At 37.9% G+C, this 13,514-nt stretch carries 11 protein-coding genes; 4 read left to right on the top strand and 7 right to left on the bottom strand.

Features of this window, described 5'->3' with window-relative positions:
* Positions 1-43: 43 nt before the first annotated feature.
* The 3 genes from clpX to fabZ are packed head-to-tail and all read right to left on the bottom strand — an operon-like array spanning position 44 to position 2,680.
* Positions 44-1,384, bottom strand: a complete 1,341-nt coding sequence (clpX, locus tag J5F42_RS04760) for an ATP-dependent protease ATP-binding subunit ClpX (protein ID WP_097719826.1) — start codon at positions 1,382-1,384, stop codon at positions 44-46.
* 1 nt (position 1,385) lies between these two features.
* Positions 1,386-2,198 carry an acyl-ACP--UDP-N-acetylglucosamine O-acyltransferase gene (gene lpxA / locus J5F42_RS04755; RefSeq protein ID WP_283491157.1) on the bottom strand — a complete coding sequence of 271 codons (813 nt, stop codon included), beginning with the start codon at positions 2,196-2,198 and terminating at the stop codon, positions 1,386-1,388.
* Positions 2,199-2,200: 2 nt separating this feature from the next.
* Positions 2,201-2,680, bottom strand: a complete 480-nt coding sequence (gene fabZ / locus J5F42_RS04750; RefSeq protein ID WP_000438090.1) for a 3-hydroxyacyl-ACP dehydratase FabZ — start codon at positions 2,678-2,680, stop codon at positions 2,201-2,203.
* Between the two features lie 17 nt (positions 2,681-2,697).
* On the opposite strand from fabZ, the gene J5F42_RS07905 reads away from it, so the two are divergent.
* A complete protein-coding gene (locus J5F42_RS07905; protein WP_425311163.1) occupies positions 2,698-2,904 on the top strand; it encodes a flavoprotein oxidoreductase in 207 nt (68 codons plus the stop codon).
* Here J5F42_RS07905 and fliW read toward each other — a convergent pair.
* Positions 2,862-3,251, bottom strand: a complete 390-nt coding sequence (fliW, locus tag J5F42_RS04745) for a flagellar assembly protein FliW (protein WP_001861714.1) — start codon at positions 3,249-3,251, stop codon at positions 2,862-2,864. The two genes, J5F42_RS07905 and fliW, sit on opposite strands and share 43 nt — an antisense overlap.
* Before the next feature lie 409 nt (positions 3,252-3,660).
* On the opposite strand from fliW, the gene J5F42_RS04740 reads away from it, so the two are divergent.
* Genes J5F42_RS04740 through J5F42_RS04730 form a run of 3 tightly spaced genes read left to right on the top strand, consistent with a single transcriptional unit; the run spans position 3,661 to position 7,678 of the window.
* On the top strand, positions 3,661-4,323 hold the full coding sequence (locus J5F42_RS04740) for an outer membrane protein assembly factor BamD (RefSeq protein ID WP_001237316.1): 663 nt from the start codon (positions 3,661-3,663) through the stop codon (positions 4,321-4,323).
* A 41-nt stretch (positions 4,324-4,364) separates the two neighbouring features.
* Positions 4,365-6,842 carry an endopeptidase La gene (gene lon / locus J5F42_RS04735; RefSeq protein ID WP_283491156.1) on the top strand — a complete coding sequence of 826 codons (2,478 nt, stop codon included), beginning with the start codon at positions 4,365-4,367 and terminating at the stop codon, positions 6,840-6,842.
* An 8-nt stretch (positions 6,843-6,850) separates the two neighbouring features.
* On the top strand, positions 6,851-7,678 hold the full coding sequence (locus J5F42_RS04730; RefSeq protein WP_097699112.1) for a prephenate dehydrogenase: 828 nt from the start codon (positions 6,851-6,853) through the stop codon (positions 7,676-7,678).
* Between the two features lie 326 nt (positions 7,679-8,004).
* On the opposite strand, the gene J5F42_RS04725 is transcribed toward J5F42_RS04730, so the two are convergent.
* From J5F42_RS04725 to J5F42_RS04715, 3 genes are all read right to left on the bottom strand, one after another.
* Complete coding sequence (locus J5F42_RS04725; RefSeq protein WP_097699111.1) at positions 8,005-8,868, bottom strand: DNA/RNA non-specific endonuclease; 864 nt, start codon at positions 8,866-8,868, stop codon at positions 8,005-8,007.
* A gap of 118 nt (positions 8,869-8,986) precedes the next feature.
* Positions 8,987-10,783 (bottom strand): site-specific DNA-methyltransferase, encoded by a 1,797-nt coding sequence (locus tag J5F42_RS04720; protein ID WP_097699110.1) that lies wholly within the window; start codon positions 10,781-10,783, stop codon positions 8,987-8,989.
* The gene (locus J5F42_RS04715; protein ID WP_283491155.1) at positions 10,777-13,395 is read right to left on the bottom strand and encodes a DEAD/DEAH box helicase family protein; all 2,619 of its coding nucleotides are present in this window, start codon (positions 13,393-13,395) and stop codon (positions 10,777-10,779) included. Before J5F42_RS04715 ends, J5F42_RS04720 begins: the two co-directional genes overlap by 7 nt.
* Positions 13,396-13,514 lie beyond the last annotated feature (119 nt).

Here is a 13,514-nt window from a genome sequence, read left to right as displayed (position 1 = left end):
GATCCTTTGTTATTAAATTGAATTGAATTGATAAGCGTGTTCCTTAAGGAAAGATTTTAGAATGCGTTTTAGCGATGATTAAAGGTTCAGCTTGTTTTAAAACACAATCTTTAGTGATACGCACTTCCGATCCCTTAAGCTTGGGTAAATCAAACATAATATCCAAACAAAAATCTTCAATGATCGCCCTTAAGCCCCTAGCCCCGGTTTTTCTTTCTAATGCGAGTTTAGCGATTTCTTTAATGGCTTCTTCTTCAAAGATCAAATCCACCTCATCCATTTTGAAAAGCTGCTGGTATTGCTTGATGAGAGCGTTTTTAGGTTTTTGTAAAATATCCACCATCGCTTCTAAACTGATGCTATCTAGCGTGCTTAAAACCGGCAAACGGCCAATAAGCTCAGGGATAAGCCCATAAGTTACTAAGTCATGGGTTTGGACTAAATGCAAGATCGCTTCTTGCTCTTTTTTGCTCATCTTTTCTTGAGTGAAACCCAACACATTCTGCGTGGTGCGTTTTTTAATGATTTCAGCTAACCCGTCAAACGCTCCGGCGCAAATGAATAAAATATCGCTCGTGTCAATTTGAATGAAATTGCCCTCAGGGTGCTTTCTGCCACCTTTAGGGGGGATATTCACTAAAGAGCCTTCAACGATTTTTAACAACGCTTGCTGAACGCCCTCGCCAGAAACGTCTCTAGTGATGGAGCGGTTTTCTGACAAACGGCTGATTTTATCAATTTCATCAATAAACACAATGCCTTTTTGGGCTTTTTGGACATTCCAATCGCTCGCTTGCAACAATCTTGTAAGGATATTTTCCACGTCTTCGCCCACATAGCCCGCTTCAGTCAAGCTAGTCGCATCGCTAATAGCGATAGGAATATCCAAATGCTTGGCTAGAGTTTGCGCCATTAAAGTTTTGCCTGATCCTGTAGGGCCGATCAGTAAAATATTAGACTTGCTCAACTCTACTTCTTCTAAATGTTCCAACTCCACATTGCTGTCTTGGTTGTCTTGTTTTTTGAGTTTTTCTTTAAAAGATAAGCGTTTGTAATGGTTATACACGGCTACGGAAAAAACCTTTTTGGCCTGCTCTTGGCCTATCACATAATTGTCTAAAACCGCCTTAAGCTCTTTAGGGGCTGGAATGTGAGAGAGCAAAAACTCTTCTTCATAAGCGCTAGATTCCATTCTTCTTAATCGGTCTCTTTTGAGCGCCAATAAAGAATTGTCGTATTTGTGCAATTCCCCATGCATCACATCTATACAATATTCGCACACGCACACGTCTTTATTGAGATTGCTCGCAAAAATAATGCGGCGTTTTTTGGGATCTCTGGATTCTGGTTTTTTGCAAAAACTGCAATAAAGCGTTTCGTTCATGTTATTCCTCTTGTTTTTCTTCGCTAGAATATTCGCTTGACTTATACGCCACGCCCCTAGAACTCTCTAAAATAAAAGAGCAAATCTCTTTCACAAAAGGGTTATTGGCATGCTCTTCTAACTCTAATTTAGCGCTCTCTCTTAAAGAGGGGATAGGGCGGAACAACCTCTTATAAAGCGCATAAATAAAATCAATATCCTTACTCTCTAGTAATTGGCGCATCCGGTGGCGGTTTAACCCCCTAATAAAAGCGCGATTGCCCTCTACGGTGCAATAAGGCGGCACGTCTTTGCCTAAAGCGCTCTTACCGGCTATCATGCAGCCTTTAGCGATACGCACAAACTGATGGATTGCAGTAAGACCGCCGATATTGACATAATCGCCTATTTCAATATGCCCTGCTAAAGTTACGCCATTAGCCAAAATGCAATGACTGCCAATCACGCAATCATGAGCGACATGCACATAAGCCATGAGCAGGTTTTTATCCCCAATAAGGGTTTTTTTAATCCCCCCTTCAGTGCCGGGATTTATCATGCAAAATTCACGAATAAGGTTGTCTTCTCCAACAATCAGTTCGCTGTATTCGCCCTTGTATTTTAAATCTTGAGGCTGTGTGCCTAGCACGGCAAAAGGAAAAATTTCGGTGTTTTTTCCAATGAAAGTATGCCCTTGTAAAGTTACATTGTTATGGAGTTTCACGCCTTCATCTAGTTTGACGCCATCTCCAATCACGCAAAATTCTCCAATCTCTACGCCCTTGCCAATCTCTGCTTTAGGAGAGATAATGGCTGTTTTTGCAATCTTACTCATTTTTATTCTCTCTCTGCGATCATGGCTTTTAATTCGGCTTCAGCGACCACTTTGCCATCCACTTGAGCCGTGCCGCCCACTTGCCAAATCATACCCTTATGCTTTAAGACTTCTAAATGGTATTCTAATCTGTCGCCTGGGGTTACGGGAATGCGGAATTTAACCTTATCAATCGTCATGAAATACACGATTTTTGTTTTAGCTATTTCAGGGTCAAACCCCCACAAGCTAGTGAAAGCTAAAAACCCTCCCGTTTGCGCCATGCCCTCTACGATCAAAACGCCCGGGAAAATGGGCTTATTAGGGAAATGCCCGTTAAACACGTCTTCATTAAAAGTGATATTCTTATAAGCGACAATTTTTTGATTGGCTTGTAACTCTGTAATTCTATCCACTAAGAGCATGGGGTAGCGGTGAGGTAAAATCTGTAAGATATGCTCTATAAAAAATTGAGATTGCAAGTTTTGATGGCTTTGTTCCATAAAATAAACTCCTTGTTTTGGATTCAATTAAAGCGCTATTTTTAGCGTTGGTTATTCTAAAAAATAACCGCTATTATACCATAAGAAAACCGCTCGCTTGTATTTGCAAAAACACCAATGCATTGCGCCATAAGTTTAAAAAAACGCTTTACACAGACACCGCTCATGCATCATTCATGCGTCATTCATGCGTGTGGCTTAGAATATTCTCTCTTAAATGGTAGTGCGGGTATTTGTTAGAGTCCAAAACCACTTGCCCCATGAGCTGCTTGTCCAAATTGAAAATTAAAGGGGCTAAATAATTCACGGTGGAAAGCTCAATGGGGGTTTGAACCACCATGATATTAGCGACTAGAACGCTCTTGGCTCCCTCTAATTCTAAAAGGATTTTTAAGGGGGTAGGCACTTCAAATTCGTATTTTCTTAAAGCAAAGGGATTCACTAGCGTGAAAGACACGACAGAATTGTCTTCTGCACTATTCAAACGCAAAAAGATTTCATCAACCTTTTGCAAGTGCATTTTATGAATGGTTTCAAACCCTAAGATAGGCGCTTTCACATCAAAAATCATAGGCGATTGCATTCCCTTTAAAAAAGCACAAAATCTTCTCCTTAAAGAATAAAAGACCGCCTTAAAACCAGCGCTCAATGATTTCTAAACTAAAAACTCTGTATTATATCAAACAATTTTGGTAAAATCAATTTTTGCTAGTTTTGGGTATAATCCCAATAACTTAACCATGATGGAAGTTTAACTGAACAATTATTAAAACATAATAAGGAGTAAGAAATGAGCAAAATAAAACCACAAATCAAGAAAAATAATCCTAGTAAATCTCATTTTAGCGATGGGTGGTGCCTTTTTGGTGCGGCTGGGCTTGATTTGGAGAAATGGTGCTGACATTATTTGGTGGGAATAAGAAAGATAAGAAAAAATAACCATGAGTTATTCAAAAATTTAACTTTATAAGACAGGTGGCATGCGTTTAAAACATTTTAAAACTTTCCTTTTTATCACAATGGCAATCATTGTTATAGGCACCGGTTGCGCGAACAAAAAGAAAAAAAAAGACGAATACAACAAACCGGCGATCTTTTGGTATCAAGGGATTTTAAGAGAAATCCTTTTTGCTAACTTAGAAACAGCGGACAATTACTATTCTTCTTTACAAAGCGAACACATCAATTCCCCCCTTGTCCCAGAAGCGATGCTAGCTTTAGGGCAAGCACACATGAAAAAGAAAGAATATGTTTTGGCGTCTTTTTACTTTGATGAATACATCAAGCGCTTTGGGACGAAAGACAATGTGGATTATTTGACCTTTTTGAAACTGCAATCGCATTATTACGCTTTCAAAAACCATTCTAAAGACCAAGAATTTATCTCTAATTCTATTGTGAGTTTGGGCGAATTTATAGAAAAATACCCTAACAGCCGTTACCGCCCCTATGTAGAATACATGCAAATCAAATTCATTTTAGGGCAAAATGAGCTCAATCGCGCGATCGCGAATGTCTATAAAAAACGCCACAAGCCTGAGGGCGTGAAACGCTATTTAGAAAGGATAGATGAGACTTTAGAAAAAGAGACTAAACCCAAACCATCGCACATGCCTTGGTATGTGTTAATCTTTGATTGGTAGGATATTTCAAAACCATACACATTATAACAGAGAGATGAAAAATGACTGAAGATTTTCCTAAAATTCTGCCTTTATTGGTAGAAGAAGACACCTTTTTATACCCCTTTATGATAGCCCCTATTTTTTTGCAAAATAATGCGAGCATCAAGGCGGTAGCTTACGCTAAAAACAACAAATCATTAGTCTTTATTGCATGCCAAAAAGACAAATTGAACGACAATGAAGCCCCTTATTATGATGTGGGAGTGATTGGATCTATTATGCGTGAAGCCAACATGCCTAATGGGCGCGTGAAATTGCTCTTTAATGGCATCGCTAAGGGGCGTATTTTAGAGCCTGCTAAAGAAAACGAGCAAGGCTTTTTAGAAGCTCAAATAAGCCCTATTGAATATTTAGAATACGATAAAGAAAACATTCAGGCTATCGTGGAAGTCTTAAAAGAAAAGGTGATCACTCTAGCGAATGTCAGCTCGCTCTTCCCCCCGGATTTGATCAAGGCTTTAGAAGACAATGACGATCCTAACCGCATCGCTGATTTAATCGCAGCGGCCTTGCATTTGAAAAAAGATCAAGCGTATTTTCTTTTTGCGAATAACAACACCGAGCAGCGCTTGTTGGATTTGATTGATATTGTGATAGAAGAGACTAAAACCCAAAAACTCCAAAAAGAAATCAAGTCCAAAGTCCATCAAAAAATGGAGCAAACCAATAAGGAATATTTCTTAAAAGAGCAGCTCAAGCAAATCCAAAAAGAGCTTGGCACAGACAAACAACGAGACGAAGATTTAAACCAATACTACCAAAAACTAGAAAGCGTCAAGCCTTTTTTAAAAGAAGAAGCGTTTAAAGAAATCAAAAAACAAATTGACCGGCTGAGCCGAACCCATGCAGACAGCTCTGATAGCGCGACTTTACAAAATTATATTGAAACCATGTTAGATGTGCCTTTTGGGCAATATGAAAAAAAAGCGCTTGACATTAAGCATGTCAAAGAGCAACTAGATAACGATCATTATTCCTTAAAAAGGCCTAAAGAGCGTATTGTAGAATACTTTGCCACCATGCAGCTTTTAGAAATGCGCCACAAGAAAAAACCAGAAAAAAAAGACAAAGCTAAAGGCACGATTTTATGCTTTTATGGGCCTCCTGGCGTGGGTAAAACGAGTTTGGCTAATTCCATCGCTAAAGCGATAGAACGCCCTTTAGTTCGGATCGCTTTAGGGGGCTTAGAAGATGTGAATGAACTAAGAGGGCACAGGCGCACTTATATAGGCTCCATGCCCGGGCGTATTGTCCAAGGGCTTATTGAAGCCAAAAAGATGAATCCGGTCATGGTTTTAGATGAAATTGATAAGGTGGATCGAAGCGTTAGGGGTGATCCAGCGAGCGCTTTATTAGAGATTTTAGACCCTGAGCAAAATATCGCTTTTAGGGATCATTATGCGAATTTCAGCATTGATTTGTCGCAAGTGATTTTTATCGCTACCGCTAATAATATTGACAGGATCCCGGCTCCTTTAAGAGACAGAATGGAATTTATCAGCGTGTCCAGCTACACGCCTAGCGAAAAAGAAGAGATCGCTAAAAACTACCTCATCCCCCAAGAATTAGAAAAGCACGCCTTAAAGCCTAGCGAAGTGGATATTAGCCATGAGTGTTTGAAACTCATTATTGAAAAATACACCAGAGAAGCGGGCGTTAGGGATTTACGAAGACAAATCGCAACGATTATGCGTAAAGCGGCTTTAAAATACCTAGAAGATAACCCGCACAAAAAAGGGCGAACCAAAAAAGGCGAAGATCAAAAAAGCGAAAATCAAAAAGGCGAGAACAAAGATTTCTGCGTCTCTATCACGCCTAACAACCTTAAAGAGTATTTAGAACGCATGGTGTTTGAAATTGACCCCATAGATGGAGAAAATAAAATCGGTATCGTCAATGGTTTAGCATGGACTCCAGTGGGCGGTGATGTGCTTAAAATTGAAGCACTTAAGATCAGGGGTAAGGGGGAATTGAAACTCACCGGGAGTTTAGGCGACGTGATGAAAGAATCCGCTCTCATCGCTTTTTCTGTTGTCAAAGCCTTATTGGATAACGAAACCTTAAAAGCGCCTAAAATCCCTAGCGAAACCGATGCAGAGGGTAAGAAAAAGAAAAAAGCGCTGAAAGTTTATAACGCTTATGATTTGCATTTGCATGTCCCTGAGGGGGCTACGCCCAAAGACGGCCCGAGCGCTGGGATCGCTATGGCGAGCGTGATGGCGAGCATTTTGTGCGACCGAGCTATAAGAAGCGAAGTGGCGATGACGGGCGAATTGACTTTGAGCGGGGAAGTTTTACCCATAGGAGGGTTGAAAGAAAAGTTGATCGCTGCTTTTAAAGCCGGCATTAAAACCGCTCTCATTCCTGTCAAAAATTACGAAAGGGATTTAGATGAGATCCCTGCTGAAGTGCGAGAGAATTTAAACATCGTTGCGGTGAAAAACATCGCTGAAGTGTTAGAAAAAACCTTACTTTAGAATTTGGCATGAAAGCAGGCATTATTGGTTTAGGGCTTATGGGGGGGAGTTTAGGGCTAGCCTTACAAGAATGGGGGCGTTTTAAAAGCGTTATAGGCTATGATCACAACGCCTTGCATGCCAAATTGGCTTTGACTTTGGGGCTTGTAGATGAATGCGTGGAGTTTGAAAAGATTTTAGAATGCGATGTGATTTTTTTAGCCATTCCAGTTGAGGGCATCATTGGGTGTTTGAAAAAAATGACCTCTATCAAAAAAAGCGCAACGATTATTGATTTAGGGGGTGCTAAAGCGCAAATCATTCGCAATATCCCTAAAAGCATCCGTCAAAATTTCATCGCCGCGCACCCCATGTGCGGGACAGAGTTTTATGGCCCTAAAGCGAGCGTTAAGGGGCTGTATGAAAACGCTTTGGTGATATTGTGCGATTTAGAAGATTCAGGGACTGAGCAAGTAGAGATCGCTAAAGAAATCTTTTTAGGCGTTAAAGCGCGCTTGATTAAAATGAAATCTAGCGAGCATGACACCCATGTGGCCTATATCAGCCATTTACCCCATGTTTTGAGCTATGCGTTAGCCAATAGCGTTTTAAAGCAAAACGACCCAGAGATGATTTTATCTTTAGCGGGTGGGGGTTTTAGGGATATGAGCCGTTTGTCTAAAAGCTCGCCTTTAATGTGGAAAGATATTTTCAAACAAAACCGAGACAATGTCTTAGAAGCGATTAAAAAATGCGAAAAAGAAATCGCACAAGCTAAGGCTTGGATAGAAAATAACGATTATGAAAGCCTAGCAGAATGGATGGCGCAAGCGAACAAACTCCAGGAGTTCATGTAAAATAATTTAAAATTTGCATATTGTTGTTTTTAGGGTTGCGAGAAGCGAAATGGGGTATTTGGATTGTTTTTATGGATTATAGGCTGTTTCATATGGATAGCATGGATTGATCCAGCAAACCAGCAAACAACTACAAGAGATTATCTTAAACCCGGATCTATTGTTGTGTTTGCCATAATTGTAATAATAATTTCATCTCATTCCTCCAACGCCCATAAAACCCTTATCGCTTCTAATAAAAAACCAGTTTTAAGCCATTTAGAAATTTGACTTCTTAAACCTTTATCCACAATACCGGTGTTTTTACGGGCATTTTAAGAGCGGTTTTAATACTTCTTAGCGTTGTTAAGATACTTAGGCAATTCGTTCAACTCAGTGTTTTTATTGTTCTTAAAAACCACTTGCTTTTCAACTCGCTCGTATTCTTTACAATCTTTTCTCATTTCTTGTAAGGGATAGTTTTGGTTGTCATTAGGGATATAAAAGCATTCGCTTTTAGCGTTTTCATAGCTATCCGTTAGGCTTGTATCATAGTGGTACCAAAATCCGCTAGGGATAGCGATATTTTTAGAGCTAAAAGTCCTATAACCCTGTTTGATGATGGTGAGTTCTTCTACTAAAACTTGATGGTATTTCCTGGCCAAATTACGGCCCTCTTTTTCCACTAATAAAACAGAATGCCTGTTGGTGTTTTTGGCTTCAGGGGTGATATTAGTCATTCTGTAAGTCTCTCTTAAAGGGTTAGACGCAAAATCAAAAGAAGCGTCATTCGCCACAAAATGCCCCCTATCAAAACCGCTTCTGGTGTAATCTTGTGTCGTGGCTTGTTGGTATTTGGCTAATCGTGTGTCCGTTTTAAACTCATAGCGTTTTTCAATATTGTTTTTATCCACTAAATCCCCAAACAACACGCTCACGCCATAAATAGGGTTTTTTAATTCGCTAGAATAACACACCGAATAGAAGTTATTTTTTAAGACCTTGCAATCAATGTTAGTGAGCATGCCATTAGCGTTATAAGTGGTATTGCGATTTTTAGTGGGGTTAGCGCTATTGACTTGATCTTTGATTTCATTAAGCTTTTTAGTGGTGTAGCTGTTAATGACCTTAGTGAAATTATCCAGCATGTCCGCTTGGAGCCAACTCATAGCGATCAGGCTAAAACAGAGCCAGTTTTTAAAGGTTTTCATGTTTTGCTCCTTGTTGGTTGGCTTGAATACTACAACAATATTTTTAATCGTTTATTTTTACCCACTAAATAGGCGTAGCGTTTTGATGCGTTAAATGGTGCGCGTAAAACGATCAAACTTAAGAATAAAAAATTTCATTGTATTTTTTGGTGATCTCATCTATCTCCCATGCGTCTTCGTCAATATCGCCCAGGTTCAAATAGTCTTCATTAGAGTCTAAAAGATCGTAACAAATCCTTTTTTGCTCATTTAAATCTAAATTTTGGAACTCTTCGCTATCAATTTCATCAATCTTGCAATCGGCGCGTTTTAAAATGCGCTCATTAAGATCGTTAAAGATTTTTAGGCATTCGCTCTTACTTTTAGCGTTAAGGATTTGTTTTTTAATTTCTAAATTCACTTCTTTTAATTCAGCATAGACAAAACTCCCGCCCCCTTTAAAACCGCATTTTTTAGAAATGCCCCCTTGCTCGCCCTCTATGACTTTTTTTAACCTTTCTTTGGTGATCGTTTCTATATAGTCCATTTGCTCGATGCCAATGTAGCGGCGTTTCATTTTGTGCGCCACCGCGCAAGTCGTCCCACTCCCGGCAAAAAAATCTAACACGAGGTCGTTTTCTTGGGTGGAAATTTCTAAAATTTTTGAAATTAGGGCTTCGGGTTTGGGGTTATTAAAAACTTTATTTCCATTAAATAGTTGCTTTATTTCAGCATCTCCATTAAGATTATAACCAACTTCTGATCCGTCCCAAAAAGTTGAAGATTTTCTACCTTCGGCTACTTCTGAAAGATAGCGTTTAGCCATAGGATTTTTACCATTAAAAACTATTCTATTATTTTGTTCCATATCTTTTAATATGCCTATTGAATAACGCCAAAAAGTCCCGCTAGGGGGAGACCAAGTTTTACCATTTAGAAAAGTATAAGGGCTAAAACTATTACCGCTTTTTGCCCACACAGGGTCTAATTTGTAAAAACCATTTTCATCTTTTAATTTATACGAATTTGATTTATCAAACGGCTCATTACTAATAAGGTTTTTAGAAAAATTTTTGCAATAACATAGTATGTATTCAATATTTTTTGAAAAATTAGCAGCATCATTTTTAACTGAATGAAATTGTTTCCAACTAATACTCGCCACAAAATTCTCCTTAAGAAAAATCTCATCCATTAACACTTTCAAGTAAGCCTGTTCGTTATCGTCGCATTGCACAAAAATCACGCCATCATCGCTTAAAAATTCCCTAGCCGCTTCAAGCCTGTTTTTCATAAACACTAGCCAAGAGCTGTGGTTAAAATTATCGTTGTAATTAAAGCTGTCATTACCGGTATTATAAGGGGGGTCAATGTAGATGCATTTCACTTTTTTAGCGAATTTCTTTTTTAAAGAATGAAGAGCGATCAAGTTATTGCCTTTGATAAGGTAGTTTGTGTTTTCATCTTTTAAAGCGCTTTCTAAATCGCCTTGTCCATGCATTTCAAAATTACACAACGCTTTTTTGTGTAAAAGCGTGTCAATTTCGTTTTTATGCAATATTTCATGGTAAAAAAGCTCGTTAGATTTGGTGCTGTTGTCTTTAGCGTTACCCAATAAAACATTGTCTTTAAAAGGGAAATTCAAAACGACTAATTCGCTAGATTTGATAAAACCCTCTTGTGAAAATAAACCTATTTTATTTTTAAATCGCGTGAAAGAGCGATCTAATTCTTTTATTTCTAAACATTCCAATAACGCTTTTTCATTGAATACGAGCGAATTAGCGATCGTTTTAAAAAAGTGTTTTTTATAGTCGTTAGCGTTTTCGTTCTCAAGCATGAAAGTTAAAAGCTTTTCATCAGCTGTTAGGATTAAAGTTACTAAGCGTTCTTTAGTGAAATGATTAATTAAAATATCTAGTAGGGTTTTTAACATTCTTTGTCCTTAAAAATTTGATGGAAAGCGGTTTGAAAATCGCCATTGACTACGCTATTATGGAGCGTGAAAAAAGGCAAGCCTTTTAAATAGAGTTTTTTGTTATGGCTTTTAAGCGTGGCGTTTTCTAGCATTTCTAAAAATTCTTTTTTCCAAGCGTTAGAAGGCTCTAAATGCTCGCCTTTAGCTTCCATGTAACAAGTGAAGCCTAAAAATTCATCTTCGTGCGTTTGGGCAAAAAGGATAAAATCCGGCTCAAAACCTTGCGCGTAATAAGGGCCTTTTATATTGCAAAAAACTTTTAATTCAGCGAAATGATCGTTCCTTAAAACGCACCATTCTTTGAATTTCTTGTCTAAAATCTCTTTATTTTTATTGATAAAATCTAAAAACTCCCTTTCTAAATCGCTGTCTAGTTTCCTCATGTCTTTAAAAAGCAGCCATTCATAGGGGGGAATGTTTTTTTCCCATTCACTAGCGCTAAGGCTTTTATTATGCGTTTCAAATTCTTTTAATTCTAACGCGCTCACCTCGTATTTATCTTGCTCTTTTAAAAGCGTGTCTTTTAAATTTCCAATGATATAAACAGCGAGTTTTAAAAGGATTTCGTTGTCATCAAACTTTTGGTTTTTATGGAAGTTTGTTTTTAATGAAGAGACATACCGCTCTATAAATCCCACTTTATTGTTAAAGGCATGTTTTTTAAAGGCTTTTTTAAGCGTTTTGAAATCCAGGTTTTTTAAATTAAGGGCTTTTAAAAAATAGTTTATAGGGATTTTATCTAAGGTGTGGGGTATATAATAAGTTCTATCGCCTTTATTTTCTTCTTTAAAATCCACTTGCTTTTCACGCACATTAAAGCCAAATAAGGGGACATGCAAACTTTGGAGTGTGGCTTCAACAGGACCTGAATAGTCTTTATTGAAGAGGTTGTTATTTTTTTCTCTTTTGTTGCTCGCATAGTAGCATTTGAAACGCTTGGTGGGTGTTAAAGGGATAGTTGTTTTTTCCTTTTCAATTAATCCTAATCCTAACTCTCGTAATTCTTCTTTTAATTTAGCGATAAACTCGCTGTCATAAATGGCATGGTAGTCTAACCTCTCTAGCGCGCTTAAGGGGTTAAAAAGATCAAATTTGCGTTGGTAAAACTCTATGCGGCCTGGCTTGAAATCGTTATAGCTAAAGGGGTAGTATCTCGCTCCTCGCCCTATGAGCTGGGCGTCTTTGGTGGTGTCTTTTTGGCTCGCTTTATTTTTAAGCCTAACAATGTCAAACAAATTCAGCACATCCCAGCCTTCATTGAGCTTATCCACGCTAAAAATCACTCTTTTAGGGTTGTCTCTGTCTTCTAGGGAGTTCAATAAAAGCATGCCTTTTTCTAATTCTTTTTCGTTGTTGGTGTTAATCTGGGCGCTTTTTTTGAATTTCGTTTGCAAGAATGCCACAAGGTTAGGGGTGTAATTTTTCTCATCAAAAAAGCTTTTAGCAGCTTTAAAAAAAGCGTTGCGGCTGTAATGGAAAAAATTTTCCAAATCTAAAGGGCTTAAATTTTCTAAAAACGCATTGAAGCGCTCTTGATTTTTTTTACTCTCTTCAATCCTTTCGCTTTTAAACAAAATGCATGGTTTAAAGTTTTCAATATTGTGGTGTTGGGCTAGTAATTCTTTATACAAACTGGAAACGCATGCCCCTAAAAAGCGCGTTTCTAATGCTTTATTTTCATAAGAAAGGGAGTAGATGTTTTTGCAAAATTTATCCTCGCTAAATTCTTTTAAGGTGTAAGTTGCCACCTTTAAGTTTTTATATTTTTCTTCAACGCTTTTTTCTTTAGGGATAGTGGCGCTAAATTCCAGCAATAAATTGTCTTTATTTTGTTCTAGCGCTAATTTCACCACGCTTTCCCAGTTGCGTTTTTCACTAGCCTCACTATCATTTAATTTCTTTTTAGTCTCTGTGTTTAAATGGTGCGCTTCATCCGCTAAAAAAACCAATTTCTGATCTTTTAAATCCTCTAGGGTGATAGCGTTTTCTTTAGCTTTAGTGAATAATGAAAACAAGCCTTGAATGGTGCTGAAATAAATGTTGATAGCGTTGTTATGGCTTTCGTTTAAATTATTGATGCTTTTAATTTCTGTGTTTTCATCATTGATATTGATATTCTCGCTAAAAAGGTATTTTGATGAGGCGCTGTCTGTAAAATTCAATTTCGTTTTTTCTAAAATGCTGGTGCTGTTTACAAAAAAGATAAAGTTTTGATAGCCTTGTTTGCAGCATTCTAAAATCAAACCCGCCATCACTAAGGTTTTGCCGCTACCGGTGGCCATTTCAAACATGAAATGCTTTTGAGTGGGGTGGGATTGGCGTTTTTCTAAATAATTGTGTATCGCTTTTTTTTGATAATCTCTAAGCTCTTTTTTTAAATTACTGGTGATGTGGGTGGGTAGTTCTATTTCTTTATTATTGGGTGCGTTATTTAACGCATGATTTTTTATCGCTGATTGGGGGGGGGGTAACTTTGAGTGAATGAATCTTGCATGAAATCCCTTAAGTGAAAAGTTAAAGGAATTATAGCGTAAAGTTTTGAGATTGACTTTAGAGGCGCTAGCGAACAATTAAAATCAAATAAAGTTTTAGTTTTAATATTTAATGGAATAAAGCCTTTAAAATCAAAAGCGCTTCTTTTTCTTTGCTATAATCAGTCTCAAAAAACCAACTTTTTTAAAACAAAGGA

Origin of the sequence: Helicobacter pylori (assembly GCF_030062585.1) — a bacterium.
GTDB classification, from domain to species: domain Bacteria; phylum Campylobacterota; class Campylobacteria; order Campylobacterales; family Helicobacteraceae; genus Helicobacter; species Helicobacter pylori_CN.
Note: the sequence above shows the minus strand (reverse complement) of the source record. Positions and strands in the feature narration are given on the sequence as shown.

Bases quoted from the DNA above. Each gene is read 5' to 3' on its own strand.
- clpX (WP_097719826.1), bottom strand. From the start codon at position 1,384: ATGAACGAAACGCTTTATTGCAGTTTTTGCAAAAAACCAGAATCCAGA.
- lpxA (WP_283491157.1), bottom strand. From the start codon at position 2,198: ATGAGTAAGATTGCAAAAACAGCCATTATCTCTCCTAAAGCAGAGATT.
- fabZ (WP_000438090.1), bottom strand. From the start codon at position 2,680: ATGGAACAAAGCCATCAAAACTTGCAATCTCAATTTTTTATAGAGCAT.
- fliW (WP_001861714.1), bottom strand. From the start codon at position 3,251: ATGATTTTTGATGTGAAAGCGCCTATCTTAGGGTTTGAAACCATTCAT.
- J5F42_RS04740 (WP_001237316.1), top strand. From the start codon at position 3,661: ATGCGTTTAAAACATTTTAAAACTTTCCTTTTTATCACAATGGCAATC.
- lon (WP_283491156.1), top strand. From the start codon at position 4,365: ATGACTGAAGATTTTCCTAAAATTCTGCCTTTATTGGTAGAAGAAGAC.
- J5F42_RS04730 (WP_097699112.1), top strand. From the start codon at position 6,851: ATGAAAGCAGGCATTATTGGTTTAGGGCTTATGGGGGGGAGTTTAGGG.
- J5F42_RS04725 (WP_097699111.1), bottom strand. From the start codon at position 8,868: ATGAAAACCTTTAAAAACTGGCTCTGTTTTAGCCTGATCGCTATGAGT.
- J5F42_RS04720 (WP_097699110.1), bottom strand. From the start codon at position 10,783: ATGTTAAAAACCCTACTAGATATTTTAATTAATCATTTCACTAAAGAA.